General features: G+C 65.4%; 23 protein-coding genes. 4 read left to right on the top strand and 19 right to left on the bottom strand.

The features are described from left to right. Positions 1–24: 24 nt before the first annotated feature. Genes ABW18_RS02555 through ABW18_RS02540 form a run of 4 tightly spaced genes read right to left on the bottom strand, consistent with a single transcriptional unit; the run spans position 25 to position 3,579 of the window. Positions 25–786 (bottom strand): cobalt-precorrin-6A reductase, encoded by a 762-nt coding sequence (locus ABW18_RS02555; protein ID WP_049697388.1) that lies wholly within the window; start codon positions 784–786, stop codon positions 25–27. Then, the gene (gene cobM, locus ABW18_RS02550; protein WP_049697387.1) at positions 783–1,571 is read right to left on the bottom strand and encodes a precorrin-4 C(11)-methyltransferase; all 789 of its coding nucleotides are present in this window, start codon (positions 1,569–1,571) and stop codon (positions 783–785) included. Before cobM ends, ABW18_RS02555 begins: the two co-directional genes overlap by 4 nt. Continuing rightward, positions 1,568–2,806 carry a bifunctional cobalt-precorrin-7 (C(5))-methyltransferase/cobalt-precorrin-6B (C(15))-methyltransferase gene (locus ABW18_RS02545; protein ID WP_049697386.1) on the bottom strand — a complete coding sequence of 413 codons (1,239 nt, stop codon included), beginning with the start codon at positions 2,804–2,806 and terminating at the stop codon, positions 1,568–1,570. Before ABW18_RS02545 ends, cobM begins: the two co-directional genes overlap by 4 nt. Then, entirely contained in the window at positions 2,803–3,579 is a 777-nt protein-coding gene (locus ABW18_RS02540) for a decaprenylphospho-beta-D-erythro-pentofuranosid-2-ulose 2-reductase (protein WP_152929982.1), read from the bottom strand. The genes ABW18_RS02545 and ABW18_RS02540 overlap by 4 nt, the downstream gene beginning before the upstream one ends. 69 nt (positions 3,580–3,648) lie before the next feature. Here ABW18_RS02540 and ABW18_RS02535 point away from each other — a divergent pair, with 69 nt between their 5' ends. Then, positions 3,649–4,050: a pyridoxamine 5'-phosphate oxidase family protein gene (locus ABW18_RS02535; RefSeq protein ID WP_049697533.1), complete on the top strand. Its 402-nt coding sequence runs from the start codon at positions 3,649–3,651 to the stop codon at positions 4,048–4,050. A 27-nt stretch (positions 4,051–4,077) separates the two neighbouring features. On the opposite strand, the gene ABW18_RS02530 is transcribed toward ABW18_RS02535, so the two are convergent. Then, positions 4,078–5,238, bottom strand: coding sequence for a M24 family metallopeptidase (locus tag ABW18_RS02530; protein ID WP_049697385.1), 1,161 nt, complete (start codon positions 5,236–5,238; stop codon positions 4,078–4,080). Between the two features lie 13 nt (positions 5,239–5,251). On the opposite strand from ABW18_RS02530, the gene ABW18_RS02525 reads away from it, so the two are divergent. Beyond that, positions 5,252–6,217 carry a 5'-3' exonuclease gene (locus tag ABW18_RS02525; protein WP_200903205.1) on the top strand — a complete coding sequence of 322 codons (966 nt, stop codon included), beginning with the start codon at positions 5,252–5,254 and terminating at the stop codon, positions 6,215–6,217. On the opposite strand, the gene ABW18_RS02520 is transcribed toward ABW18_RS02525, so the two are convergent. The 11 genes from ABW18_RS02520 to dop form a co-directional block, all read right to left on the bottom strand. Further along, positions 6,218–7,078 carry a DUF4333 domain-containing protein gene (locus tag ABW18_RS02520; RefSeq protein ID WP_049697383.1) on the bottom strand — a complete coding sequence of 287 codons (861 nt, stop codon included), beginning with the start codon at positions 7,076–7,078 and terminating at the stop codon, positions 6,218–6,220. Positions 7,079–7,279: 201 nt separating this feature from the next. Further along, a complete protein-coding gene (locus ABW18_RS02515; RefSeq protein WP_049697382.1) occupies positions 7,280–10,093 on the bottom strand; it encodes a DEAD/DEAH box helicase in 2,814 nt (937 codons plus the stop codon). Between the two features lie 21 nt (positions 10,094–10,114). Continuing rightward, a complete protein-coding gene (tatC, locus tag ABW18_RS02510; protein ID WP_049697381.1) occupies positions 10,115–11,086 on the bottom strand; it encodes a twin-arginine translocase subunit TatC in 972 nt (323 codons plus the stop codon). Positions 11,087–11,106: 20 nt separating this feature from the next. Then, positions 11,107–11,379 carry a Sec-independent protein translocase subunit TatA gene (gene tatA, locus ABW18_RS02505; protein WP_049697380.1) on the bottom strand — a complete coding sequence of 91 codons (273 nt, stop codon included), beginning with the start codon at positions 11,377–11,379 and terminating at the stop codon, positions 11,107–11,109. 46 nt (positions 11,380–11,425) lie between these two features. After that, positions 11,426–12,391, bottom strand: a complete 966-nt coding sequence (locus ABW18_RS02500) for a helix-turn-helix transcriptional regulator (protein ID WP_049697379.1) — start codon at positions 12,389–12,391, stop codon at positions 11,426–11,428. Then, positions 12,391–13,377 carry a helix-turn-helix transcriptional regulator gene (locus tag ABW18_RS02495; RefSeq protein WP_049697378.1) on the bottom strand — a complete coding sequence of 329 codons (987 nt, stop codon included), beginning with the start codon at positions 13,375–13,377 and terminating at the stop codon, positions 12,391–12,393. Before ABW18_RS02495 ends, ABW18_RS02500 begins: the two co-directional genes overlap by 1 nt. 16 nt (positions 13,378–13,393) lie before the next feature. Continuing rightward, on the bottom strand, positions 13,394–14,752 hold the full coding sequence (pafA, locus tag ABW18_RS02490) for a Pup--protein ligase (RefSeq protein ID WP_049697377.1): 1,359 nt from the start codon (positions 14,750–14,752) through the stop codon (positions 13,394–13,396). Between the two features lie 44 nt (positions 14,753–14,796). Continuing rightward, positions 14,797–15,597 (bottom strand): proteasome subunit alpha, encoded by an 801-nt coding sequence (gene prcA, locus ABW18_RS02485; RefSeq protein WP_049697376.1) that lies wholly within the window; start codon positions 15,595–15,597, stop codon positions 14,797–14,799. After that, entirely contained in the window at positions 15,594–16,475 is an 882-nt protein-coding gene (prcB, locus tag ABW18_RS02480; RefSeq protein ID WP_049697375.1) for a proteasome subunit beta, read from the bottom strand. The genes prcA and prcB overlap by 4 nt, the downstream gene beginning before the upstream one ends. Next, the gene (locus tag ABW18_RS02475) at positions 16,472–16,663 is read right to left on the bottom strand and encodes a ubiquitin-like protein Pup (protein ID WP_005202935.1); all 192 of its coding nucleotides are present in this window, start codon (positions 16,661–16,663) and stop codon (positions 16,472–16,474) included. The genes prcB and ABW18_RS02475 overlap by 4 nt, the downstream gene beginning before the upstream one ends. 208 nt (positions 16,664–16,871) lie before the next feature. Continuing rightward, positions 16,872–18,371, bottom strand: coding sequence for a depupylase/deamidase Dop (dop, locus tag ABW18_RS02470; RefSeq protein ID WP_049697374.1), 1,500 nt, complete (start codon positions 18,369–18,371; stop codon positions 16,872–16,874). 91 nt (positions 18,372–18,462) lie between these two features. Here dop and glgP point away from each other — a divergent pair, with 91 nt between their 5' ends. Then, positions 18,463–21,036 (top strand): alpha-glucan family phosphorylase, encoded by a 2,574-nt coding sequence (gene glgP / locus ABW18_RS02465; protein ID WP_049697532.1) that lies wholly within the window; start codon positions 18,463–18,465, stop codon positions 21,034–21,036. 105 nt (positions 21,037–21,141) lie between these two features. On the opposite strand, the gene arc is transcribed toward glgP, so the two are convergent. Both arc and ABW18_RS02455 read right to left on the bottom strand, forming a co-directional pair. Beyond that, complete coding sequence (gene arc / locus ABW18_RS02460; RefSeq protein ID WP_049697373.1) at positions 21,142–22,938, bottom strand: proteasome ATPase; 1,797 nt, start codon at positions 22,936–22,938, stop codon at positions 21,142–21,144. Positions 22,939–23,127: 189 nt separating this feature from the next. Next, entirely contained in the window at positions 23,128–23,958 is an 831-nt protein-coding gene (locus tag ABW18_RS02455) for a tRNA (adenine-N1)-methyltransferase (protein WP_049697372.1), read from the bottom strand. Between the two features lie 119 nt (positions 23,959–24,077). Between ABW18_RS02455 and ABW18_RS02450 the strand changes: the two genes are divergently transcribed. After that, positions 24,078–25,025 carry a RecB family exonuclease gene (locus ABW18_RS02450; protein ID WP_049697371.1) on the top strand — a complete coding sequence of 316 codons (948 nt, stop codon included), beginning with the start codon at positions 24,078–24,080 and terminating at the stop codon, positions 25,023–25,025. Between the two features lie 39 nt (positions 25,026–25,064). Here ABW18_RS02450 and ABW18_RS02445 read toward each other — a convergent pair whose 3' ends face one another. Beyond that, positions 25,065–26,606 carry an alpha/beta hydrolase family protein gene (locus ABW18_RS02445; protein ID WP_331436636.1) on the bottom strand — a complete coding sequence of 514 codons (1,542 nt, stop codon included), beginning with the start codon at positions 26,604–26,606 and terminating at the stop codon, positions 25,065–25,067. Between the last annotated feature and the right edge of the window lie 194 nt (positions 26,607–26,800).

Below are 26,800 nucleotides of genomic sequence, written 5' to 3'. Positions count from 1 at the left end.
GCATCTGATTATCGCAGTGTCTGATCATCCCAGCGTCTGGCCGGTGAGCAGGTCACGGACGAGTTCGACGGCGCCTGCTGCGTCCTCGACGGTGGGCATCGCGGGTTCGCTCGGACGGTCGACCATCACGACCTCGATGCCGAGAGTCCTTGCGGCATCGAGCTTTGCGCGCGTCATGTCACCGCCGCTGTTCTTCGTGACGAGCACGTCGATACGGTGCTCACGCATCAGGTCGATCTCGTCGGCGAGATGGTAGGGACCGCGCGACCGGATCACGGTGTGGTGTCTGGGCATGGCGGTCTGCGGAGGGTCGACGACCCGGATGAGGAACCATGCCGAGGAGTTCTCGGCGAATGCGTCGACGTCCTGCCTGCCGGTGGTCAGGAATACGCGTGCTCGTCGCCCGTCGAGATGCCTTGCAGCACCTGCTATATCCGGAACCTGAACCCAGGTATCCCCGACATCCGGTGACCACGGTGCGCGACATAGCCGGACGAGAGGGAGAGCGAGGTCGCCGGCCGCGGCTGCGGCGTTGGCGCTGATGCCACTCGCGAAGGGATGGGTCGCATCCACGACGACGCGAATAGCGTTGTCGTGCAGCCATGTCCGCAAGCCGGGCACTCCCCCGAAGCCGCCTACGCGTACGGCACCGACGGGCAGTCGGGGCTCGCCGACCCGACCCGCGAGTGAAGAGATCACGGGAATGCGCTCGGCGACGAGTCGGGCAGCCAGCTCGCGGGCTTCGCCTGTGCCCCCGAGCACCAGCACGGCCGGTGCGTCGCTCATGTGGTCGACGGTCTGTCGTCGTGACCGCCACTGCGGAGTTTGGTCATCCGCGCGTGCGAGTAGAGGTAGCTGTCTGTGGGGGTCGAGGTTGCCGGATCGAGTACCTTGCCGACGAAAATGACCGCGGTGCGGCGGATTCCGTGGTCGTCGAGCCGTTGCGGCAGGTCCGACAACGCGCATCTGATCACCACCTGATCGTCGCGGGATGCGAATGCGACTGTAGCCGTGGGGCATTGCGGCCCGTAGTGGTCGGCGAGCGCCTCGACGATCTGCGGCGCGCGGTGCGCGGCGAGGTGCAGTGCGAGGGTGACACCCGACTGCGCCAGGTGCGCGAGTTCCTCACCCGGCGGCATGTCCGTCGACAGCGTCGACACGCGGGTGATGAGAAGACTCTGACCGACCCCGGGCACGGTGAGTTCGGTGTCGAGGGCAGCTGCGGCCGCGGCGAACGCGGGTACGCCGGGCACGATCTCGACGCCGATCCCCAGGCGTCGGAGCTCGCGGTGTTGCTCGGTGAACGCCGAATACAGCGAAATATCGCCGGAATGCAGACGTGCGACGTCGGCACCGGACGCGTCTGCCTCGACGATGTGCCCGATGATCTCGTCGAGCGGCATCCGGGCCGTGTCGATCAGGGTGGCGCCGGCCGGACAGAGTTCGAGGAGTTCCTGCGGGACAAGTGATCCGGCGTAGAGACAGGTGGTGCACTCGCCCAGGACGCGTGCCCCACGCAGGGTGATGAGATCGGCTGCGCCGGGGCCTGCGCCGATGAAGAAAACGGTCACGACTCGTCGTCCGTTCGTGTGACAACCCACTGCACGATCGGCAGTGCGGGACGCCATGTCGTCATGGATCCGAGCGGCTCGACGGTCTCGATGGAGAATCGTCGCAGAAGTCCACCGAGTCGGCTGTGCCATTCGACGAGCAGTGACTGGCTCTGGACCGCGACAGCGTTGGCGACCAACCGCCCACCGGGAAGCAACGCCCGCCACGCAGCGGTCAGGACCTTGTCGTCGAGTCCTCCCCCGATGAAGATTGCATCCGGATCCGGTGCGTCACGCAGTGATTCGGGCGCGGCGCCCCGCACAGTGAGCGCGCCCGCCACACCGTGACGGGCGGCGTTGCGTGCGAGGCGTGCGGCACGGGCGTCGTCGTGCTCGAAGGCGATGGCGGACCCGTCGGAGTCTGCGCGCAACCACTCGATGGCCACGCTCCCCGACCCGGATCCGACATCCCAGAGGAGCCCTCGCCCACCTGGCGCGAGGGCCGCGACGGTCAGCGCTCGTACCGCCGACTTGGTGAGTTGTCCGTCATGCTCGTACGCGTCGTCGGGTAGCCCCGGTAGGCGCGTCGTCCGAGGTCCGACACAGTCGATGGCGACGATGTTGAGCGCGTCGTGGGGTTGAGGTCGGTACGAGCGCGCAACCGACTCGATGATCCGTTGGGATGGGCCACCGAGTTGTTCGAGAACCGTCATCGTCGACCAGCCGAACCCGGTGCGCACCAGCACCTCGGCGATCGCGGCGGGTGTCTGAGCTCCCCTGCTGAGCACGACGATCCGACGGCCGTCGGTCAACGCGGGCACCACGACGTCGGCGTCGTCGCGCAGCGTGCTGATCACCTGTGTGCGGGACAGGTCCCACCCGAGTTCGGCACAGGCGAGGCTCGCCGACGACACGGTGGGGAGCACCCGAACCCGGTCGCGCCCCACGGCATTGACGATCGTCGACCCGACACCGTGGAACATCGGGTCGCCACTCGCCAGTACGTGCACGGTCGTGTCAGAAACCGGGGAGTCAGAAGTCTCGGACAGCACCTGCTGTAGGTGCTCGGACATCGGCGAACGCCATGCCACCGTTGTCGCGTCGAGCTCGGGCAGGAGTTCGAGTTGGCGTGTTGATCCGTATACGACTGTGGCGCTGCGTAATTCGTCGCGCACGCGATCGGTCAGTCCGGCCCAGCCGTCGGCGCCGATCCCGACGACGACGAATTCTGGGGTATCCGTCGTCGCGACCGTCATCGGGGCAACCTGCGCCAGATCGCGCGCGGTACGAACTGCATCGCGAATCCGACGAAGCGCAGTGGTCCGGGAATCCACACCTCCCAACGACCGCGGTGGTACGCCCGTGCCACGGCGTCGGCCACCTGCTCGGCGTCGACCGACATCGGCGCTGGCTTGGTGCCGGAGGCCATGAGTTCTGCTGTCATGTTGCCGACCACGAAACCCGGGCGGGCGAGCAACAATCGGACGCCCGATCCATGGAGTGCGTCCGACAACCCACTGGCGAAGCCGTCGAGTCCCGCCTTTGTCGACCCGTACACGTAGTTGCCGCGTCGTACCCGCACTCCGGCGATCGACGAGAAGACGATCATGGTGCCCGATGCCTGACGCCGCAGTGCGTTGGCCAGCGGAGTCAGCACACTGATCTGGCCGACGTAGTCGGTCTGGGCTATCTGCAGCGCGTGCGCGACGTCGGTTTCGGCGCGGTGCTGATCGCCGAGAATGCCGAACGCGACGATCGCCGCGCCGATGGGCCCGTGATCGGCTGTGATCGCCTCGATGAGCGACGAGTGCGTGTCGGTCGCGTCGGCGTCGAATTCGACGGCGCTGACGTCGCTGGCGCCCGCCGCGCGCATAGCGGCGATTTCGTCGTCGAGGTCGGCGGCGCGGCGCGCGGCGAGAACAACACTCTTGCCTGCCACCAGTCGTTTCGCGAGGGCGATCCCGATCTCGCTGCGTCCACCGAAGAGGACGACCGTCCCCGGATCGTCGTGTGAATTGCTCCGCGCCATGACACGCAGTATTCCACCGGCGTGCGGGCAGCCGACAGCGGTGCCGTCGCGGTGACTATCGTTGGCGACATGCCGCGCACTCCGGAGAACATCGGTTCCGCTGCGCTCGACTTCCTCGGCGAGCGACACCTTGCGTCACTCGCGACGCTTCGACCCGACGGCACCCCGCACGTCGTTGCTGTCGGGTTCACGTACGACCCCGACAGTGGACTTGCTCGGGTGATCACTCGTGAGGGCAGCCAGAAGGTGCGCAATGCCGAGCGCGGTGGCTATGCCGCCGTGACCAACGTCGACGGTCCGCGGTGGCTGACGCTGGAAGGCCCCGCGACTGTTCACCGCGATCGCGACCGCGTTGCGGAGGCCGAACGGCGCTACGCCCAGCGATATCGGGAGCCGAAGCCCAATCCCGAGCGCGTCGTCATCGAGATCGACGTGCAGCGTGTACTCGGTTCGCACTCGCTTCTCGATTGATCGTCACCCTTCCCTCGGGGCCCGGGTCTACAGCACCCGCAATTCGTGCGGGCGGACATTGACCGGTTCGCAGCCGTCGTCGGTCACGATGACGATGTCCTCGATCCGCGCGCCCCACTGCCCTGGGAAGTAGACGCCAGGTTCGATCGAGAACGCCATCCCGGCCTCGAGGACGAGGTCGTTGCCGCTGACGATGTAGGGCTCCTCGTGAACGGAGAGCCCGATGCCGTGGCCGGTGCGGTGAATGAAGTTCTCCCCGAACCCCGCGTCGACGAGTACTTCACGCGCCGCCGCGTCGACCTTCTCGGCGCTCACTCCTGGCCGCACCGCTGCGACCGCGGTCCGCTGGGCGAGCTCGAGCGCCGCGTACGCACGTGCCCTCTCGTCGGTCGGCTGGGCGAAACAGTATGTGCGGGTGGAATCGGAGTTGTAGCCCGGTTCGACCGGTCCGCCGATGTCGATCACGACGATGTCATCGGGTTGGATCACCCGGTCGGACTGCTCATGGTGCGGATCGGCGCCGTTGGGACCCGACCCGACAATGATGAATTCGGGTTCCGTGTGTCCCTCCGCGACGATCGCCTCGGCGATATCGGCGGCGACGTCGGCTTCCGTTCGTCCCGGACGCAGCCACTCGCCCATGCGTGCGTGCACCCGGTCGATCGCGGCGCCTGCGCGTCGGAGAGCGTCGACTTCGTTGCCGTCCTTGATCATTCGCATCTGACGGAGCACCGGCGTCGCAAGGGTCGGGGTGGCTCCCAGACGATCTGCGATCGGCACGAGATGGAGCGCCGGCATCGACTCGGAGACCGCGACGGCAGCGGGAGTCGGCAACCCGGCGACGGCAAGCGCGTGTGCGTCATCGCCGTCGACCCAGTCGACGACGTCGATGTCGAGTTCGCTGACCGCGGAGTCGCGCACGGAGGCGAGCTCGAGTCGAGCGATCACCAGTCGAGGGGTTCCAGATGCCGGGATCACCAGCGCCGTCAGACGCTCGAAGGTGTCGGCGCGAGAACCGGTGAGATAGCGCAGGTCGGGTCCTGGAGAAACGATGAGGGCGTCGAGTCCGGCTTTGCCGGTCAGCACAGCGGCCCGTGCGAGGCGACGGCGGTACACCTCGGCGTCGAAACGCTCTTCTGCAGTGGCGGTCACGAGTCGAAGCCTACGCGGATGGCAGAGTTGAGACATGCCAGGATCAGTGATGTTGCTCGACGGCGCAAGCCTGTGGTTCCGCTCGTTTCACGCACTGCCCGAGAAGCTCACCGCCGCCGACGGACGGCCCGTGAACGCGGTCCGTGGATTCGTCGACACAATCGCTTCTCTGGTGTCCCAACACCATCCGACCCGCCTCGTCGTCTGCCTCGACCTCGATTGGCGTCCGGCGTTTCGTACTGACTTGCTGCCGTCGTACAAGGCCCATCGGGTGGCGCAGGAGGCGCCGCATTCCGGTGACGGAAGTCGAGACGAACCCGACATCGAAGAGGTTCCCGACACCCTCACGCCACAGGTCGACATGATCCTCGACGTGCTGGCCGCCGCGGGACTGACGACATCGGGAGCACCGGGGTGCGAAGCCGACGACGTGATCGGCACACTCGCCGCGATCGAAGCCGACGACGACGTGATCGTGGTCAGCGGCGACCGGGATCTGCTTCAGGTGGTGGCCGATGACCCGGTTCCGGTGCGCGTGCTCTACGTCGGACGCGGACTGGCGAAAGCCGAGCTGATGGGACCTGAGGAGGTTTCCGAGCGATACGGCGTGCCCGTCGACCGCGCCGGCACGGCCTACGCGGAGATGTCGATGCTGCGCGGTGACCCGTCGGATGGGCTGCCCGGCGTGGCAGGGATAGGCGACAAGACAGCCGCGAAGCTGATAACCGCCTACGGCGATCTCGACGCGCTCGAGGCCGCAGCCGACGACCCGTCGTCGACGCTCACTCCGCGCGTGCGGTCGGCACTGCGTGATTCGACGGACTACCTCCGTGCCGCACGGACAGTGGTGACGGTGCGCACCGATGCGCCCACGGTGGAGAGCATCGATGACGATCACCTGCCGTCGTCGCCCGCCGACCCCGAGCGACTCGCCGACCTGATCGACGAGCTGCGTATCGGTGCGTCGGTGGGCAGGCTCGCCGACGCGCTCGGGTGGGAGCTTGCGGCGCGCTGATCAGCTCGTCGGACGCGACACCTCGTACTTGCCGTCATCGTCGAGGATCGTCACCTTCACCTGTTGTTTCTGGCCTCCGACGGTGACCGAGCAGCTGAAAGAATTGCCCTTCTTCACGCTCTGACCCGACGGGCACGAGACGTTCGAGACGTCGCTCGCCTGGTAGTCCTTGGTCAGGACCTGCTTCACGCCGTCCTGAACCGCGTTCTGGTCGAGCGTCTTCGGTGCCCAGCCCGGCCATGCGAAGGCGGTGATGAGCAGGATCGCGGCGATCACGACCGCAGCGCCGACGCCGCCGAAAATAACTGTGCGCTTACGGTTTGACGATCCCGACGTTGTTGACGCCGCCATGGACGAGAACGGATCGGCCTGCTGGCCGGGCTGCTGCGGCTGACCCTGACCGTAGTCCGGCTGACCCTGCTGCGGCTGTGCGTACTGTCCCGGCTGGCCGTACTGGGCTGGCTGGCCATACTGGCCCTGCTGCGGCGGCTGACCGTACTGGGGTTGGGCGTACTGGGGCTGACCCGGCTGCGGCTGCCCGTACTGCGCCGGTTGCCCGTATTGGGGCTGGCCGGGCTGCCCGTACTGGGGCTGCTGGCCGTACGGCACTGGTTGCCCGTACTGGGGCTGGCCATACTGCCCTGGTTGTCCGTATTGGGGCTGGCCGGGCTGCCCGTACTGGGGCTGCTGGCCGTACGGCGCCGGTTGTCCATATTGGGGCTGGCCCGGCTGCCCGTACTGCGGTGGCTGACCATACTGAGGAGGTTGCGCCGAGCCTTGCCCCTGCTGATCGGCCTCGTGCGACTGGCCCCCGGGGGACGACTGGTCACCGGCGTTGTTGGGATCGTACGGATGACTCATGCGTCTCTCTCTCGATCGTCCCGGCGATGGTGCACCGGTGTGCAGTGTCGAACGGTCACGGTATCGCGGCGCGACGCGCGTCTCCCCCGCCGTCGTCGCCGACCGATATGCGAAGTGAAGGTTACCCCAGCGAATCGGACTCGTCGGTCAGGCGGTCGACGACTCCCGATCACGTCGAACCGCCCACGCACTCCTGCTACGTCAACCGAGTTCGGCAGCGACAACGCCGCGTCTGATCGCTCCGACCGCTGCGCGTGCCGAACGGGCGAGCGGAGCGTCGTCGCCTACACCGAGGCGGATCTGTTCCAGCAAATCAACGACCTGCCGGTTCCATCGAACGAAGTCGCCGGGTGAGAGCAGCGTGCCGCGTTCGCCCGCGGCGGCCAACGACTCCGTCAGCGACCGACCCGACGCCCACAACGACACGGCGACGGAGAACCCCGTGTCGGGTTCGCGTGTCGGCGACACCCCGTGACGCCGTTCGACGTCGGTGACCTGGCCCCAGATGTCGAGGGTCTCGGCTATCGCAGTCCGCAGGTCGACGTTTCCCGGCATCGCGTCGGCACCTGCGTGACTGTCGCGGCGCGATTCGAACACCATCGCTGCGACGACCGCAGCGAGTTGCGGCGGTCCGAGTCTGTCCCAGATCCCGGCGCGAATGCACTCGGTCACGAGGAGATCGCTCTCGCTGTAGATCCGGCTCAAGAGCTGACCGGTGGGCGTGACCACCACCTCACCGCGATCACTCTCGACGTAACCGAGTTCGGTGAGCACGCCGACGATCCTGTCGAAGGTCACTCCGAGTGTTGATGTTCGCTCGCTGATCGAGCGCTCCGCCGACACGATGTCCCGAACAAGCCGGTTGCGTTGCTCGGCGAGCCGGAACAGGTCGTCGCCGTTGTCGAGCTGATGGGCGGGATGAGCCCGCAGTTGGTGGCGCATTCGGGCCAACTCGGTGTCGTCTGCCGCCAACGCCCGCTTCTTCTGGCGTCCCCGTGGCATCTCGATCCCTGTCGACCGCAGTGCCGATGCCAGATCGCGCCGACCGCGTCCGGTCCTGCGGTCGGGATTCTTGGGCAGCCGCATATGGCCGAGCACCTCCGGCGGATTCACGAAATCACGTGTACCCACGCGGCCGCACCAGGCGTCCTCGCTCAGTACCAGCGGCTTGGGATCTGCCGGTTGGCTCGCGGCCTCGAGCACGACGGCGAGTCCGCGGTGGCGCCCCGATGACACACCGATGACATGTCCGCGTTTGAGGCCGGCGAGGTCGGCGACCGTCGACTCCTGCGTTGCCACACGGCTGCGGAATTTGAGATCCCGCTCCCGTCTGCGGATCTCCTCACGCAGCGTGACGTAGCCGAGAAAGCCTCGGTACGAGTCCGACCCATCATCCGCGCCGTCGGACGGGTCGTCGTCGAGTGCGGTGATCGTCCCGGGCTCGATGCCGCGTTTGTCGGCGGCTCCGGCGAGCTCGACGTCGAGTTTGCGTAGTCGGCGGTACATGTCGTCGACCTTGCGGGATTGCCCGACGACGGAACGGTCGGCCTGGAACTGCGCAAACGACCTGTTGAGTAACTCACGTGACCCCGCGAGTCCTCGACGACCGATCAGGTTGACCGCCATGTTGTATTCGGGCGCGAATGAGCTGCGCAGCGGGAACGTGCGGGCCCCCGCGAGGCCTGCGACCTGTTCGGGAACGAGCTCGGGCGTCCACACGACAACGGCGTGACCCTCGACGTCTATGCCCCTGCGCCCGGCGCGTCCGGTGAGCTGGGTGAACTCACCAGGAGTCAGATCGACGTGTGACTCTCCGTTGAACTTGACCAGGCGCTCGAGAACCACTGAGCGGGCGGGCATGTTGATACCCAGCGCGAGGGTTTCGGTGGCGAACACCATGCGCACGAGTCCTCGCACAAAGAGTTCTTCCACCGTGTGACGAAACGTCGGGAGGAGGCCCGCGTGATGGGCGGCGAACCCACGCCGCAAACCTGCCCGCCACTCGTCGACTCCGAGCACGTCGGCATCACCGGGCGCGATTTCGGTGAGGTGCCGGTCGATGACTTCGTCGACGGCACTCGACTCCTCGGGTGTCAGCAACGACAGTCCCGACCGAAGGCATTGGGCCAAGGCGGCGTCGCACCCCACGCGCGAGAAGATGAATCCGATTGCGGGGAGCAAGCCTTCGCGATCGAGGCGAGCGACGAGCTGCGGACGTGAGAGGGCGCCGGGTCCTCTACCGCGGGTCTGGCGTGGTCGCCCGCGACCGGAACGTCGATCGTGTCCGCGACCGCTGTCGCGGTCGTCTGCCAGGAGCATTCGGTGTCGGATATAGCGTTTGAGTTCGGGGTTGACCTGGGGCTTGCCACCGTCGCGGTGGGGGTCGAACAGGTCGAACATGCGCGAGCCGACGAGCATGTGCTGCTGGAGAGGCACCGGTCGATGTTCGTCGACGATGACGGTGACCTCGCCTCGGACAGTCTGAATCCAGTCGCCGAATTCTTCGGCGTTGCTGACCGTCGCCGACAAGCTCACCACCCGCACCGACGGATCGAGCCCGAGGATGACCTCCTCCCAGACCGCACCACGAAAACGGTCGGCAAGGAAGTGCACCTCGTCCATCACCACATGCGAGAGTCCCTGTAGAGCAGGTGAATTCGCATAGATCATGTTGCGGACGACCTCGGTGGTCATCACCACGACCGGAGCGTCGGAGTTGATCGAGCTGTCGCCGGTGAGGAGCCCGACGTTCTGTCTGCCGTGAACAGCGACGAGATCGGCGTACTTCTGATTACTCAGCGCCTTGATCGGAGTCGTGTAGAAACACTTCGTTCCGTCGGCTAGTGCGAGATGCACCGCGAACTCGCCGACGATCGTCTTGCCGGCTCCGGTCGGTGCACACACCAGCACGCCTTGACCGTCTTCGAGCGCGTGGCACGCCAGCCGTTGGAAGTCGTCGAGCTCGAACGAGAGGCTCGCCGCGAAGCGGTCGAACTCCGTGTGGTCAGCAGACATCGGGCTCAGAACACATCGGGGTCAGAGGACATCGTCGAAGGTCGCGGCGTCGCGCACGGAGGTGCGTCCCTGCTCTGAGACCGGCGAGGGTGCTCCGACGGTCGACGGTTGCGGTCGCGGCGAGACGTCGGGCAGTGGGCTCGCCTGGTCGTCGGGAATCGACGCCCAGTCCGGTGTGTTCCGGTCGCGCCGTCGGTCGTTGAATCGCGAGAACTGAATCGCTACCTCGAGCAGGACAGTCAAAGCGAGGGCCAGGGCCAGCATGGTGAACGGATCCTGGCCCGGGGTCACGATGGCTGCGAACACGAAGAGGGCAAAGATCAATCCGCGACGCCACGCCTTGAGGCGCTCGTACCGCAGCACGCCAACCGTGTTCAGTGCGACGATCAGCAACGGCAGCTCGAAACTCACGCCGAAGATGATGAGCAGATGGATCATGAATCCGAAGTACTGATCGCCCGCCAGCGCGGTCACCTGCACGTTGTTGCCGACGGTCAGCAGGAAGTGGAATGCCTTCGCAACGACGAGATACGCCAGCACAGCGCCTGCGATGAAGAGCACCGCGGCCGCCGACACGAACGAGATCGCGTACTTGCGTTCCTTCTCGAGCAGTCCGGGAGTGACGAACTGCCAGATCTGGTACAGCCACACCGGGCAGGCCAGCACTATGCCCGTGGTCAATGCGACCTTGAGGCGGAGCATGAACTGGTCGAAAGGCCCCGTCGCGAGCAGGCGGCAGGAATCGTCTGCGGTCAGCGTCGCTCGTGACGATGCAGGCAGCGAGCAGTACGGCTCACGGAGCAGGTCACCGAGCGTCGGGAGACCGAAGATTCCGTAGGAGTACCAGACGAAGCCGATGATCGTCGTGACGACGATCGCGGCCATCGAGATGAGCAGTCGGGTACGCAGCTCGAACAGATGCTCCACCAGCGGCATGGTGCCGTCGGGGTTGAGTTTGCGCTTGCGGTACCTCGGGTCGAATGGAATCCGCACTCAGGTGTCCCGGTGAGCGGCTACGCCGACTTCTTGGTGTGATCCGGGGTGGATGGCGCAGTGGTGCTCGCGTCCGACGACGGGAGCTCGCGCTGCGGTGTCGCTTCGTCGGGAGACGCGGTGGTCTTGGGAGGAGTCGAATCACCCTCGCGCTGCATCTCCTGTACCTCGCTCTTGAAGATCCGCAGCGACTGGCCGAGACCGCGCGCCGCGTCGGGAAGCTTCTTGGAGCCGAACAGCAGTAGCACTACCACCAGCACGATCAGCCAGTGCCACCACGACATTGCACCCATCAGGATTTACCTTCCGCTTGTCTTCATCGTCATCGTACCGCGCCATTCAGCGATAGCGCGCCCGAGCTTGCTGTGCGGCGCTGGTCACAGCGCCGTCGATATCCCGATCATCGACGACGCGCACCGTCCCGCCGAACCCCAACAGAAAACGCGTCAGCCAATCCGGTGAGCCGTACGCGAGTCGGCCCCTGATCGGTTCGTGGGTGTCGCGGTCTGCGACGACGTCGTCGAGCGGATCGATGCGGTAGTAGTCGAGAACCCAAGCCTGCTCCGGATCTATCTCGATGTCGACCGACCTGTGGTCAGGGTCATCGCCGAGAATCACCGACTGCTGCGTGCCCGCCACGGATGCCGGCGGCGTCGAAGGCTCGTCGCGCAGCTGCGCGGCCTCGATCCGATCGAAGCGGAACAGGCGCACGCCCTCGCTGCCGCGACACCAGGCCTCGAGGTAGGTGTTGGAGTTCAGCCCCTGCAGGCGTATCGGGTCGACGACCCGCTGACTGACCGAATCGCGCGTCGCCGAGTAGTAGGTGAGGTCGAGTGCGCGGCCTTCGGTCACGGCACGCCGCACCGTCGCGTAGGTCGGGTTCTTCTCGTCATCGTCGTCGTCGGTGACCGTCGCGACGGCGGGAAGAGACTTGCCGACGGCTTGTTCGATCTTGGCGATCGCACGCCGCGCGGCCTGCTGGTCGAGGACTCCCGCCATGTCGACGAGCGCCTGCAGGGCAACCAACAGCACGCTCGCCTCGGCGCCGGTCAGTCGAAGGGGACGGTCCATTCCCGCCGTGAACCCGACATCGACGTACCCCTCGGAGAACTCGAGCTCGATGAGGTCGTCCGGGTAGTAACCCGGCAGTCCGCAGACGAAGAGCTGTTCGAGATCTTTGCGTAGTTGAGTGGGCGTGACCCCCAGATCGCGCGCGGCCTTCTCCATGGAGATACCGCCACGCGTCGAAAAATATGGGACAAGTGCAAGCAGTCGACTCAAGCGCTGCGATTGTGCTGTCGACATCAGGCGTTCACCCCGGCGATCCGATCGAGTCCCGTGATCACGAGGTCGCGCAGTTCGGCCGGTTCTCGGACGACGGCGTCGGGGCCGACGGCCAGAATCATCCGGGCCAGCGTGCTCAGCGACATGATCTCGATGACCAGGTCGTCGCCCTCCTCGCCGTCGAACGAGGCAGGGGTGCTCGACGTCGCGAGGCGTCGAAGCCCTGCCGCACGGTCGGTAGCCACCCAGACACGAGCCGCGCGACCATCCGAACCGGTGGCTGCATCGACGGCGTCGGCGACGATCTGCTGCAGATCGGTGTGCTCCGGACGGTGTACCACCCCGGCCGGGCCGATGGCAGTGACGTCAGAAAGCCTGCTCAGTCGGAAGGTTCGTGTTGCCTCGCGACCGCGGTCGTGGCCGACGACATACCAGCGACCCCGGTGCGTCACCACTCCCCATGGTTCGAGCGTGCGGCGCTCCCCCGACGACGTCGCGCCCGCGCGGTAGGTGAACGTGATGGCCTGGCCCGCGTCGATCGCTGCCAGTGTCGGTGTGAGCGACTGCTCACCCCCGAGGGACCTCTGTGACACCGCTGCGACACCGATCTCGTCGTCGGCACGCACATCGATTCCCGCCGCCTGGAGCTTGAGGACGGCGGTCTGCGAGATAGTCGAGACGTCGGAGTTGTCCCAGAGCGCCGCGGCCATCGCGATCGCCGCGGCCTCCTGCTCGTCGAGCGTGATGTCGGGCAGCGAGTACGAGTCCGGGTCGATCCGGTACCCCTCGATCCCGCTCTCCGGAGAAGGGCCGGTGACCAGAGGCACGCCGAGGTCGCGCAGATCGTTCTTGTCACGCTCGAACATCCGATTGAACGCCTCGGCGGAACGCTCCTGGTCGTGGTAACCGGAGACGTTGCGGCGGATGTACTCGGCGGTGACGTATTGCTTGGTCGAGAGCAGACAGATCACCAGGTTGATCTGACGCTCGACTTTCGACGTAACCACGCCATGCAGCTTACGGCTACATGGATGCGATCAAGCGATCGACGCGCTCGTCGACGCTGCGGAACGGGTCCTTGCACAGCACCGTGCGCTGAGCTTGATCGTTGAGCTTGAGATGAACCCAGTCGACGGTGAAGTCGCGTCCCGCCTTCTGCGCGGCGGAGATGAAATCACCGCGCAACTTGGCTCTCGTCGTTTGCGGCGGCTCGTTGACAGCGGTCTTGATCGCCTCGTCCGTCGTCGCGCGCGTGACCAAACCCTTGCGGGAGAGGAGGTCGAAGACTCCTCGTCCGCGCTTGATGTCGTGGTAGGCGAGGTCGAGTTGCGCGATCTTCGGATCCGACAGCTCCATCGAGTACTTGTCCTGATAGCGCTGGAACAGTTTGCGCTTGATGACCCAGTCGATCTCGGTGTCGACCTTGGAGAAGTCGTCGGCCTCGACGGCGTCGAGCATGCGACCCCACAGGTCGACAACCATGTCCATCTCGGGGTCCGGTGCGCGATTGACCAGATGCTCAACCGCACGTGCGTGGTACTCGCGCTGGATCTCCAGTGCGGTGGCCTGCCGCCCGCCCGCGAGGCGGACCGGGCGCGTGCCGGTTGTGTCGTGGCTGACCTCACGAATCGCCCTGATCGGGTTGTCGAGAGCGAAGTCGCGGAAGGCGACCCCTGCCTCGATCATCTCGAGCACGAGTGCCGCGGAGCCGACCTTGAGCAGGGTGGTCATCTCCGACATGTTGGAGTCGCCGACGATGACGTGGAGCCGCCGGTACTTCTCGGCGTCGGCGTGGGGCTCGTCGCGCGTGTTGATGATCGGACGCGACCGTGTCGTCGCCGACGACACGCCCTCCCAGATGTGCTCGGCACGCTGCGAGAGGCAGAAGGTTGCCGCCTTGGGCGTTGCGAGCACCTTGCCCGCACCGCAGATCAGCTGACGGGTCACGAGGAACGGCAGCAGCACATCGGAGATGCGCGAGAACTCCCCTGCTCGAACGACGAGATAGTTCTCGTGGCAGCCGTACGAGTTGCCCGCCGAGTCGGTGTTGTTCTTGAACAGGTAGATGTCGCCGCCGATACCTTCGTCGGCGAGCCGCTGTTCGGCGTCGACGAGGAGATCCTCGAGAACCAATTCACCGGCTCGATCGTGGTTGATGAGCTGGATGAGGCTGTCGCACTCCGCCGTTGCGTACTCGGGATGAGAACCCACATCGAGGTAGAGCCGTGCGCCATTCTGGAGGAACACATTCGAGGAGCGCCCCCACGACACGACCCGTCGGAACAGGTACCGCGCGACCTCGTCGGGACTCAGTCGGCGATGGCCGTGGAAGGTGCAGGTGACACCGAATTCCGTCTCGATGCCCATGATTCGACGTTGCACTCTTCAACCCTACCCGCGGAATCCTGCGTCGACCGGTTGCACGATCAGGACGCGCCCGAATCAGTTGAGGCATCGCCGCTCGGGTCGCCGCTGCCGTCCGACGCTGTCGATTCGGTCGGCTCCGCTGCCGCTGCGGGCAACAGGTCGGCCACCGCGGCAGCGGTCAACCGTCGGAACGCACGCCTCGGACGATTGCGGTCGAGGATCGCTACCTCGAGATCACCGGGGCTCAATTCGCGTGCCGCAGTTGGCGTTCCGTTCGACGCCTCGGTCGGAGTCGAGAGCGCATCCACCGCGATCTTCAGGGCGTCTGCGAGTTGAAGATCCGACTCGTAGCTGTCCTTGAGTGCCGCCGAGATGGCGTCGGTGGCGCCACCCATGACGATGAATCTGGTCTCGTCGGCGATCGAGCCGTCGTAGCTGATACGGAACAACTGCGAGGGCTTCGGCTTTCCGAAGCGCGCCACCTCGGCGACGCACAACTCGACCTCGTACGGCTTGGGCTGTTCGGTGAAGACCGAACCCAACGCGTTCGCGTACGTATTGGCCAACGAGAGTGCCGACACGTCGGCGCGGTCGTAGGAGTACCCACGCATGTCGGCGAGCTGGATACCCGCCTTGCGCAGACTCTCGAACTCGTTGTACTTGCCGACCGCGGCGAAGCCGATTCGATCGTAGATCTCACTCGTCTTACGCAGGGTGTTCGACGGATTCTCCGCGACGAAGAGCACGCCGTCGGCGTAGGTCAGGATGACCACGCTGCGCCCGCGGGCGATTCCCTTGCGCGCGAGATCCGAGCGATCGCGCATGATCTGCTCGGCACTTGCGTAATACGGGAAGGTCATCGCGGCGCCTCCTCATGCTCTGCGGCTCGACGCTCGATGATCGCCCGAGCCGCCGCCTCGATGTCGGCGGGTGGAACCTCTTGTGCGCCTTCGGCACTCACGACGACGGCGGTCGGGAAGATCTTGCGGACGATGTCGGGGCCGCCGGTCGCCGAATCGTCGTCGGCCGCGTCGTAGAGCGATTCGACGGCGATCGCGAGCGCCGAGTCGGCGTCGAGATCGGAACGGTAGAGCTTCTTCAACGACGATTTCGCGAATACCGAACCGGAGCCGATCGCTTGATACCCGCCGAACTCCTCATGCCGGTCGCCCGCGACGTCGAAGGAGAAGATGCGGCCTCGTTCGGTTGGGCTGTCGTGGTCGATGTCGTAGCCGACGAGCAGCGGGATGGCTGCCAGGCCCTGCATCGCCGCACCGAGGTTGCCGCGCACCATAGAGGCGAGTCTGCTGACCTTGCCGTCGAGAGTGAGTGGGACACCCTCGATCTTCTCGTAGTGCTCGAGTTCGACAGTGAAGAGCCGGACCATCTCGATTGCGATACCCGCCGTGCCCGCGATGCCGGCAGCCGAGTACTCATCTGTGACGTACACCTTCTGCACATCGCGAGTCGCGATGAGGTTGCCCATCGTCGCGCGTCGGTCGCCCGCGAGCACCACACCGCCGGGAAAGCTCACGGCCACGATCGTGGTGCCGTGCGGGATCTCCGAGGTGTCGGTGGCCGAGGTGAAGGTGCCCATGCGTTCAGCCCTCGCCTGTGGCAACTGGTCGGGTGCGTTGACCCGCAGAAAGTCGGTGAACGACGAGATGTCGGCACCGAACGTGGGGTGGGAACTTCTGGTGGGACCGGACGGGGACAGTGAACCGAATCTCTCGCTCACTGGCCGCCCTTCTGCACGTACGCGCGCACGAAGTCTTCGGCATTCTCTTCGAGCACGTCATCGATCTCGTCGAGGAGGTCGTCGGTGTCCTCGGCGAGCTTCTCGCGTCGTTCCTGGCCGGCACTGCCGTCGGAGCCGAGTTCGCCGTCGTCTCCACCGCCGCCGCGAGTGGTCTGTTCCTGCGCCATGTGCACTCCCTCGTTTCTGCCGAGGCTCCGCCTCGACGATGCCTGCACCCGTGGTCACCGCTCTTCGCCGTCGGCGACGAGGAGTACTTCACCCGCTCGTCGCTTCCTGCTGCATCGCGGTGCGGCGCAGACACTTCCAGCTCGTGAATCCACACTACCTGTGACGTGTGCGAAAGGGCGGTTGAAACCGAGACGCGTCGAGAACCGATCAGGTGGTGAGTTGATCGACCAGCTCGGATGCCGAGTGCACGGAGTCGAGGAGTTTGCCGACGTGTGCCCTGCTTCCGCGCAGGGGTTCCAGTGTCGGAATCCGTACCAACGAATCGCCTCCGAGGTCGAAGATCACCGAGTCCCAGCTTGCTGCGGCGACGTCGGCGCCGAAGCGGCGCAGGCATTCGCCACGGAAGTACGCCCGGGTGTTCTCCGGGGGTTCGGTGATCGCGCGCGTCACATCGGCCTCGTCGACGAGTCGCTTCATCGAGCCGCGCGCCACCAGACGGTTGTAGAGGCCCTTGTCGAGTCGGACGTCGGAGTACTGCAGGTCGATCAATTGCAGTCGCGGCGCCGACCAACCGAGCCCCTCACGCTGGCGGAACCCTTCCAGGATGCGGAGCTTCGCGGGCCAGTCGAGGATGTCTGCGCATTCCATCGGGTCGCGCTCGAGGCGATCGAGAACGTCGGCCCAGGTGCGCAACACGTCCATCGCCCGCGCGTCGTCGGAATTCTCACGTTCGTGGAACTTCGTGCATCGCTCGAGATACTCGCGCTGGAGTGCGAGTGCGGTGAGCTCGCGGCCGTCGGTCAACGCCACCGTCGCCTGCAGCGTCGGATCATGGCTGATCGCGTGCACCGCCGACACCGGGCGCGCGAGTTCGATATCGGAGAAGTCGACACCGGCCTCGATCAGGTCGAGCACCAACGACGTCGTGCCGACCTTGAGATACGTCGCGGTTTCGGCGAGGTTGGCGTCGCCGATGATCACGTGGAGTCTGCGGTAGCGCTCGGGATCGGCGTGCGGCTCGTCGCGGGTGTTGATTATCCCGCGCTTGAGCGTCGTCTCGAGTCCGACCTCGACCTCGATGTAGTCCGACCGCTGCGAGAGCTGGTAGCCGGCTTCGTCGCCGGATTGCCCGATGCCGACACGACCCGCGCCGGTGATGACCTGTCGCGACGCGAAGAAGGTCGTGAGACCGCCGATGACTGCGGTGAACGGCGTGTCGCGGTTCATCAGGTAGTTCTCGTGGGTGCCGTACGACGCACCCTTTCCGTCGATGTTGTTCTTGTACAACTGCAGGCGAGGTGCGCCGGGCACACTCGCGACGTGGCGCGCCGCAGCTTCCATCACACGCTCGCCCGCCTTGTCCCAGATCACGGCATCGAGCGGGTCGGTGACCTCGGGTGCCGAATACTCGGGATGGGCATGGTCGACGTAGAGACGCGCCCCGTTGGTGAGGATCATGTTCGCGGCGCCGATCTCGTCGGCGTCGATGATGGGGGCTGGTCCGGTGCCGCGCCCGAGATCGAAACCGCGCGCATCGCGCAGCGGCGATTCGACCTCGTAGTCCCAGCGGGTCCGCTTGGCGCGCGGCACCCCTGCTGCTGCGGCGTACGCGAGCACTGCCTGTGTCGACGTCATGATCGGATTCGCGGTCGGGTCGCCTGGCGCGGAGATCCCGTATTCAACCTCGGTGCCGATGATTCGCTGCATGGTATTGAGACTAGATGTCGGTCGGATGAAAGGTCGGACCCACCACCGCGCATCGGTCGCACCGGCGACGCTCGTATGGGACCTTCTACACGTGAAAGCATTCCGCCGGTTCACCGTTCGGGTTCCGTTGCCCACTCCCCTGTCCGATCTCGCCGTTCTCGCCCACAATCTCCGATGGGTCTGGCACGCACCGACCCAGGACCTGTTCGCCACCGTCGACCCCGAGCGGTGGGAAGCGACGGGCGATCCACTGCGGTTGCTCGCGGAGGTATCGCCGGAGCGACTCGCAGAGTTGTCGACCGACTCCGACTTTCTCGCCCGACTCACCGCGCTACGTGCTGACCTCGACGAATACTGCACGTCGCCCCAGTGGTACGGCGACCGGGCGGACTCGGGAGACCCCATGCCCGAGGGCATCGCCTACTTCTCCATGGAGTTCGGCATCTCCGAGGTGCTGCCGATCTACTCCGGCGGTCTCGGCATCCTCGCAGGCGACCACCTCAAGGCGGCGTCGGATCTCGGTCTGCCCTTGATCGGCGTCGGACTCTTCTATCGGTGCGGCTACTTCCGGCAGAGTCTGTCCCACGACGGCTGGCAGATCGAGCGGTATCCGGTCAACGATCCGGGCGCGTTACCGCTGACGCTGCTGACCGATGCCGCGGAGAAGCCGGTGATCATCGAGATCTCCATGCCCGGCGGGCGCACGCTGCATGCACAGGTGTGGGTTGCCACCGTCGGTCGAATCCCATTGCTGCTCCTCGATTCCGACATCGCTGCCAACGACGACGAGCTGCGCGGCATCACCGACCGTCTCTACGGCGGCGATCAGGATCACCGCATCAAGCAGGAGATCCTGCTCGGCATCGGAGGGGTGCGAGCCCTGCGTGAGTACGTCCGTCTCGCAGAACGCGCACAGCCCACCGTCTTTCACATGAACGAGGGCCATGCCGGGTTCCTCGGCGTCGAGCGGGTCCGCGAGCTCGTCGACTCCGCTGGGCTCGACTTCGATTCCGCGGAGTCCGTGGTCCGAGCGTCGACGATCTTCACGACGCACACACCCGTCCCCGCCGGAATCGACCGCTTCCCCGACGATCTCGTGCGCTTCTACCTCGATCCGGGCCCCGACGGAACGTCGCATCTGTTGCCGGGGCTGTCGGCGAACACGGTTCTCGAACTCGGCGACGAGTCGAATCCGGGTGTATTCAACATGGCGCACATGGGTTTTCGCCTCGGGCAGCGATCCAATGGGGTGTCGCAACTGCACGGCGCGGTCAGCCGCGAGATGTTCTCCGACCTGTGGCCCGGATTCGACGCCGACGAGGTGCCGATCGGTGCGGTCACCAATGGCGTGCACGGACCGACGTGGGTTGCGCGCAAATGGCAGGACGTCAGTGGGGGCAACGAGGACGCGGCGCCCGCGGTCTACGAGGCGTTGCCCGCCGCAGACCTCTGGGCGATCCGCTCGGAGTTGCGAGCGGGCCTCGTCGACGAGGTGCGTCGTCGCGCCTATGCGAGTGGCCGCGACCGCGACTTCACCGACGCCGAACTCGGTTGGACCGCAGACCTTTTCGACCCCAACTCGTTGACCATCGGCTTCGCGCGACGGGCGGCCACCTACAAGCGGCTGACGCTGATGCTGCGTGACCCCGACCGGATGCGCCGGATCCTCACCGATCCGGAACGGCCGGTGCAGCTCGTCGTCGCGGGTAAGGCGCATCCGGCCGACGACGGCGGCAAGGCGCTCATCCAGCAGATCGTGAAGTTCACCGAGGATCCCGAACTGCGCGACCGCATCGTCTTCCTCCCCGATTACGACATCTCGATGGCGCGACACATCTACGCGGGCTGCGACGTGTGGCTCAACAATCCGGTACGTCCCATGGAGGCGTGCGGAACGTCGGGGATGAAGTCGGCGCTCAACGGCGGGCTCAACCTGTCGATCCTCGACGGGTGGTGGGACGAGATGGCCGACGGCGAGAACGGTTGGGCGATTCCGTCGGCCGAAGGCGTGAACGACGAGAATCGCCGCGACGACCTCGAGGCCGAGGCTCTGTACTCGCTGCTCGAGGAGACCGTCGTCCCGCTGTACTACTCGCGCGAGGACGGCGTGCCGACGCGGTGGGTGGAGATGGTCCGCCACACTCTCGCCGTGCTCGGTCCCAAGGTGCTCGCATCGCGCATGGTCCGCGACTACACCCTCGAACTCTATGTGCCGGCGGGGATTTCGTACCAGCAGGCGTGCGCGGACGGGTACGCGTTGGCCACCTCGCTGGCTTCGTACCGTTCGACGCTGGCGTCGTCGTGGAAGTCGGTGGCGATCGCCGGTATCGACGAGTCGACGACTCCGGACGACGAGCTCGACCTCACTGCGCACGTCTCGCTCGGAGAACTGGCGCCGGACGAGGTGACCGTGCAGGCCGTGCTCGGTCGGGTGACCGACGACGGCGACATCTACGACGCGGTGCACTCGCCGATGGAACCGGTGCCCGGGACCGACGCATCCGGCCGGACTCGTTACCAAGCGGCCGTCGCACCGTATCGATCGGGGGTGCTCGGCTACACCGCGCGTGTGCTGCCGCGGCATCCGCTGCTCACCGACGACGCCGAACTGGGCTTGGTGCGCTACCCGGCGTCGGCAGGCGAGCCGCCCGCGATGCCCTCGTAACCCGAATACACCTGGGCCAGACAGATCGCGCCATACACAACTGCGGCCGACCCGTAACGGGTCGGCCGCAGTTGCCTGTATTGAAGACCTGCAGGAACCGAAGATCTACAGGTACTGACCGGTGTTGGTCTCGGTGTCGATGGCACGGCTTGCGCCGGAACTCTTGCCGGTGACCAACGTGCGGATGTAGACGATCCGCTCGCCCTTCTTGCCCGAGATACGCGCCCAGTCATCCGGATTGGTGGTGTTGGGCAGATCCTCGTTCTCGGCGAACTCGTCGAGGATCGAATCGAAGAGGTGCTGCACCCGCAGACCGGGGGCGCCGGTCTCCAACTGCGACTTGATCGCGTACTTCTTCGCACGGTCGACGACGTTTTGGATCATCGCGCCGGAGTTGAAGTCCTTGAAGTACATGATCTCCTTGTCGCCGTTGGCGTAGGTGACCTCCAAGAACCGGTTCTCGTCGCTCTCGGCGTACATCCGCTCGACGACCTTTTCGATCATCGCGTTGACGCATGCGGTGCGGTCGCCGCCGAACTCGTTGAGATCGTCTGCGTGCACCGGAAGCTGCTCGACGAGGTACTTCGAGAAGATGTCGATCGCCGACTCGGCGTCCGGACGCTCGATCTTGATCTTCACGTCGAGACGTCCCGGGCGCAGGATCGCCGGGTCGATCATGTCTTCACGGTTGGACGCGCCGATCACGATGACGTTCTCGAGGCCCTCGACACCATCGATCTCGCTGAGCAACTGCGGCACGACGGTGGTCTCGACGTCGGACGAGACACCTGATCCGCGGGTGCGGAAGATCGAGTCCATCTCGTCGAAGAAGACGATGACGGGAGTGCCCTCCGATGCCTTCTCACGTGCGCGCTGGAAGATCAGGCGGATGTGTCGCTCGGTCTCGCCGACGAACTTGTTGAGGAGCTCCGGACCCTTGATGTTCAGGAAGTACGACTTGGCTTCCTTGGCGTCGTCGCCACGCGCGGTCGCGATCTTCTTGGCAAGAGAGTTGGCGACTGCCTTCGCGATGAGCGTCTTACCGCAGCCGGGAGGGCCGTAGAGCAGCACACCCTTCGGCGGACGCAGTGAGTAGTCGCGGAAGAGGTCCTTGTGCAGGAACGGGAGTTCGACGGCGTCGCGGATCTGCTCGATCTGCCGACCGAGACCACCGATGTCCTCGTAACCGACGTCCGGCACCTCTTCGAGGACGAGATCCTCGACCTCGGCCTTGGGCACCCGCTCGAACGCGAAGCCGGCCTTGGTGTCGATCAGCAGCGAATCGCCGGGGCGTAGCTTGCGACGCTTGCCGTCCTCACCGTCGACATCGCCGAGCAGCGGTTCGGCGAGCCACACGACTCGTTCCTCATCGGCATGGCCGACGACCAGTGCGCGTTGGCCGTCGCCGAGAACCTCGCGCAGCGTGCTGATCTCGCCGACCGAGTCGAATTCGCACGCCTCGACGATGGTCAGTGCCTCGTTGAGGCGCAGGGTTTGCCCCTTGCTCAGCGAGTCGAGGTCGATGTTGGGCGAGCACGTCAGACGCATCTTGCGGCCCGACGTGAAGACGTCGACGGTCTGATCGGGGTAGATCTCGAGGAGCACGCCGTACCCACTCGGTGGTTGCCCGAGACGGTCGACCTCTTCGCGGAGGGCAACGAGTTGCTGTCGCGCTTCCTTGAGGGTTTCCAGGAGCTTGGCGTTGCGTGTCGTCAGATTGTCGACGCGCTCCTGGAGGTCCGAGGCATCCGCTGGACGCCCGAAGGAAGGGCGGCCGGCTTCTGCGTGCAGCGGGGGCGTGTAAGCAGGAGTGAATTGGTCCCCGGACGAATTGAGATCATGGCTTGCGGTCTCGTCTGCCACATTCTCACCGGAGGCTTCATGGCGATCAGATTCGGTCATTGCTGACTCCTCTCCCCGGCGACTACCCCAGTGGGTTGCGCCGTAACACCACGCTACCGGGAGGCGGCAAATATCGCCGCGCACCGCGCGATACGTGGTGTTGACGGCGTGTTAAATGTGAGTCTTCGCAACGTATTCGCGGTGTTTCTCCGGCGAAGCCGCGCTTTGTTCATACCCTCTGAGCTGAACTCATCCCTTTGTCGGTCGACGCTGGGGACGCAGGGTTGTGACTCCGTCCGCCAGGCGTCGTGCGGTGATGAGAAAGGCCGTGTGTCCTTGCATTTTGTGTTCGGGTCGCACGGCGAGGCCAACGGCACTCCAGTCACGGACGAGCGATTCCCACGCGTGCGGTTCGGTCCAGCATTCCTGTTCGCGGAGCGCTTCGACGACCCGCGACAGCTGGGTGACCGTTGCCACATACACAGTCAAAACCCCGCCTGGTTTCAATACCGTTCGTACGACGTCGAGGGTTTCCCACGGCGCAAGCATGTCGAGGATGATGCGGTCGAATCGCTCATTGGTGTCGACCTCGACGAGGTCGGCGACAGTCAACGACCAATTGTCGGGCGCCCCGCCGAAGAACGTCTCGACATTGCGGCGTGCGTACTCGGCATGATCCTCACGAATCTCGTACGACACGACTTCGCCTTCTGACCCGACGGCCCGCAGCAACGAACATGTCAGGGCGCCGGATCCGGCGCCGGCCTCGAGAACTCGAGCACCCGGGAAGATGTCGCCTTCGCTGACGATCTGCGCGGAATCCTTGGGGTAGATGACCTGAGCTCCGCGCGGCATCGACAGGACGAAATCGACGAGCAGCGGCCGCAGAGCGAGGTACTCGGTGCCGCTGGTGGCCTTGACGATGCTGCCTTCGGGCGATCCGATCAGATCGTCGTGCGAGATGGCGCCACGGTGGGTGTGGAACTGTTTACCGGACTCGAGATTGACCGTGAACTTCCGGCCCTTGGCGTCGGTGAGCTGGACTCTATCGCCCACGACGAACACGCCACTCGACGCCATGTGTGTTTCCTCTCGAGACTGCTGTGACGCATGTGACCGATGGGAAAGATCCGAGGTCAGGGTGCGCATGTCGGGCGGCAGCAATGTCACTGCCGCGACCTACCCTGCCAAATGTGAGCATGACTGCGTACTCTGGGTCCTCCACCGACCCCATCGTCCGGAACGACGGGACGGCCGACGATTCTGCGACGTCTCCGGCCAAGGCACCCGAGACATCCTCATCTCCGAGTCCGGATACGAGTGGCCGGGGACATGGGCGGGGACTCGTCGGGCGGCCGCTTGCCCTGTCGCCGTCGAGGGCCGCCGATTTCAAGCAATGCCCATTGCTCTACCGCTATCGGGCAATCGACAGGTTCCCGGAGACGCCGACGCAGGCGCAGACGCGTGGCACGGTCGTCCATGCGGCGCTGGAGAATCTGTTCGATCTGCCCGCCGAGCTCCGAACCCGCGAATCTGCCGAGTTCCTCGTCGAGGGCGCGTGGGCGGCGATGTGCGAAGCCGACCCCTCATTGGGCGCCATACTCGACGGCGACGACGACAAATTCGTCGAAAAAGCCATCAAGCTGATCGGCAACTACTACCGCCTCGAGAATCCCACCGCGTTCACACCCGAGTCCGTCGAAGAACACGTGGAGATCGAAAGCGACGACGTCCTGATGCGTGGCTTCATAGACAGAATCGACGTCGCGCCTACCGGCGAGATCCGCATCGTCGACTACAAAACGGGCCGCGCACCAGGTGAAGGGTATGAAGCCAAAGCACTGTTCCAGATGAAGTTCTATGCGCTGGCGATCCTGCGTATCAGGGGTGTGGTTCCCCACCGCCTCCAACTGATGTATCTCTCCGACGGCCAGGTGCTCAGCTACACACCCGACCACGACGAGCTCGAACGGTTCGGTCGTACGCTCTCGGCCATCTGGCAGGCGATCCGCGAAGCGGTCGCCTCCGGAGACTTCCGGCCTCGACGATCAGCCCTGTGCCGGATGTGCGAACACAAGTCTCGGTGTCCCGAGTTCGGTGGCGAGATCCCCGAGTACCCCGGTCCCCCGCCCGGATTCGTCGCCTGATCGCGCGACTGTCAGTCCTTCTCGTCCGAATCCTGTTGCCTAAGCGGCATTCTCGGTGTTCTCGGCTGCATGCCGACCCTGCCCGGTCACCGCGTGCCTGCCGCCTTCCGACGCCGCACCGTCCTTGAACGCCCCGGCTTTCGCCGCGTCCGGCTGTGTCTGCGCCGCGTGCCGAGGTCCATCTGACTGCGTCGGCGTAGCCGCCGGTGACTGCGGTCCTGCTGGTGATTGGGGTCCTGCTGGTGCTTGGGGTCCTGCTGGTGATTGCGACGTCGGGTCGGTGATCTGCGGGGAACCCACTGTCGGGGCCGCAGGGGACGTGGTCGGAAGCTTTGGAGGGGTTTTTGCCTGCTCGGGCGCGCGGTGGCGGCCGCGTGTCGACGGCTGGACCGCGTCGAGCTGTTGCTCGCCGACGGACTCCTCGGTATCCGAAGACAGCGTCGCGGGTACCGGCGTCTCGGTGTTCTCGACGGCGGCGCGCGACGCCGAACTCGGCACGTCTGTCGGTGCCGTGCGAGCAGCAGCGGTCGGGTCGACGACGTCGACGGCCGCGTTCTGCACGCCCGGAGCCTGGAGCGGATAAAAGGCGTTGTTGACGCTATCCCAGCGGGCAACCTCATCGTCGTCGACGGCGATGCCGAGCCGACTATTGACCAGCACAGCGAGCGCCGTCAGCGGATGGTGTTTCGGTGTGTAGACGAGGTAGGTGGTGTTGCCGTCGGCGCTGCGCAGGACCGACGGCTCCTGGCTGTAATCGATGAGATTGCCGTAGTTCTGTTCGCCTAGCCCGGTGTGGATCGTGATGAATCCCGCTGCGTTGACCAGGAGCGAGCTCACAGGCCGAGACGAGGCCCATTGGAAGTTGGCGACGGGATCACCCACCACGATCACCGATGTCACGGGCAGGTCGCCGGTTGCCTCCGGGTCACGCGCCCCGTTGGACTCGGCACCGAACATCTCCATCAGCCCGGCCACTGCCGCGTGGTCGGCGGCCCAGGCCTTCAGCCCCCACGGGCTGCGCGGATCCGAGATGAGAACGATGTGGGACCGCTCGACATCGATCGACGGCCCGTCTTCATTGGCGGCGACGGCCTGCTCGGCAGCGTTGCCGAGGGCTTCGGCACCTTGGGAGTAGCCCGTGTAGACGACAAAGGGATTCGCACCCTGCTGCGTCGCGAAAGCTCGCATGGTCGCGAGGTTCTTCGTGATCGCCACATCGCGTGATTGGTCGTAGGTCGGGGCGAAGATCGGCAGCGCGGCGTCGGAGCGTCCGCCGATGATCGGCCCGATCGACTCGGGGTAGTCGATGATGTACGTCGGTTTGTCCCCGGTTCGGAAGCCCTTGAGGCGCGGGTAAAGGGTGCCGTCATCGGTACCAGGGGTCATGACGATCAGGACATCGCCGTTGTGCGCTCCGATCGCCGTACTCAACCAGTCCGGACCGGTGCCGTCGTCGGGCTCGGACGGACGGAAGACTCCGGAGGCGGCGAGGCCGTCGACGGTGTGTTGAGTTGCTTCCGCGGACGGTACGCCGGCGTGTGCCGTTGTCGACGAGAGGGCCAGGGGAACAACAGTTCCCACACATAGCGCACAACCGACGGCAGCACTGCCGACCGATTTCCGGAGTCGGTACACGGGCAACCTCATGTGTCAGTGCCGCTGCAGATGAGGCGGCAGGGATGTTCGTGACCGAATATTGCGATCTCAATGGTCAAAATAACTGTCGCGAACATGCCCGAGTGTGGTCGTTTGACCACACTGACGACGTGGACTTG

This window comes from Gordonia jacobaea (assembly GCF_001186365.1).
Taxonomy (GTDB): domain Bacteria; phylum Actinomycetota; class Actinomycetes; order Mycobacteriales; family Mycobacteriaceae; genus Gordonia; species Gordonia jacobaea.
The sequence above is the reverse complement of the archived record's forward strand: the minus strand, read 5'-3'. Positions and strand labels throughout refer to the sequence as shown.

What these genes read in the sequence shown, in the direction of transcription:
- ABW18_RS02555 (WP_049697388.1), bottom strand. Translation starts at nt 786, where the DNA reads ATGAGCGACGCACCGGCCGTGCTGGTGCTCGGGGGCACAGGCGAAGCC.
- ABW18_RS02545 (WP_049697386.1), bottom strand. Translation starts at nt 2,806, where the DNA reads ATGACGGTCGCGACGACGGATACCCCAGAATTCGTCGTCGTCGGGATC.
- ABW18_RS02540 (WP_152929982.1), bottom strand. Translation starts at nt 3,579, where the DNA reads ATGGCGCGGAGCAATTCACACGACGATCCGGGGACGGTCGTCCTCTTC.
- ABW18_RS02535 (WP_049697533.1), top strand. Translation starts at nt 3,649, where the DNA reads ATGCCGCGCACTCCGGAGAACATCGGTTCCGCTGCGCTCGACTTCCTC.
- ABW18_RS02530 (WP_049697385.1), bottom strand. Translation starts at nt 5,238, where the DNA reads ATGTCTCAACTCTGCCATCCGCGTAGGCTTCGACTCGTGACCGCCACT.
- ABW18_RS02525 (WP_200903205.1), top strand. Translation starts at nt 5,252, where the DNA reads ATGTTGCTCGACGGCGCAAGCCTGTGGTTCCGCTCGTTTCACGCACTG.
- ABW18_RS02520 (WP_049697383.1), bottom strand. Translation starts at nt 7,078, where the DNA reads ATGAGTCATCCGTACGATCCCAACAACGCCGGTGACCAGTCGTCCCCC.
- ABW18_RS02515 (WP_049697382.1), bottom strand. Translation starts at nt 10,093, where the DNA reads ATGTCTGCTGACCACACGGAGTTCGACCGCTTCGCGGCGAGCCTCTCG.
- tatA (WP_049697380.1), bottom strand. Translation starts at nt 11,379, where the DNA reads ATGGGTGCAATGTCGTGGTGGCACTGGCTGATCGTGCTGGTGGTAGTG.
- ABW18_RS02500 (WP_049697379.1), bottom strand. Translation starts at nt 12,391, where the DNA reads ATGTCGACAGCACAATCGCAGCGCTTGAGTCGACTGCTTGCACTTGTC.
- prcA (WP_049697376.1), bottom strand. Translation starts at nt 15,597, where the DNA reads ATGACCTTCCCGTATTACGCAAGTGCCGAGCAGATCATGCGCGATCGC.
- ABW18_RS02475 (WP_005202935.1), bottom strand. Translation starts at nt 16,663, where the DNA reads ATGGCGCAGGAACAGACCACTCGCGGCGGCGGTGGAGACGACGGCGAA.
- dop (WP_049697374.1), bottom strand. Translation starts at nt 18,371, where the DNA reads ATGCAGCGAATCATCGGCACCGAGGTTGAATACGGGATCTCCGCGCCA.
- arc (WP_049697373.1), bottom strand. Translation starts at nt 22,938, where the DNA reads ATGACCGAATCTGATCGCCATGAAGCCTCCGGTGAGAATGTGGCAGAC.
- ABW18_RS02455 (WP_049697372.1), bottom strand. Translation starts at nt 23,958, where the DNA reads ATGGCGTCGAGTGGCGTGTTCGTCGTGGGCGATAGAGTCCAGCTCACC.
- ABW18_RS02450 (WP_049697371.1), top strand. Translation starts at nt 24,078, where the DNA reads ATGACTGCGTACTCTGGGTCCTCCACCGACCCCATCGTCCGGAACGAC.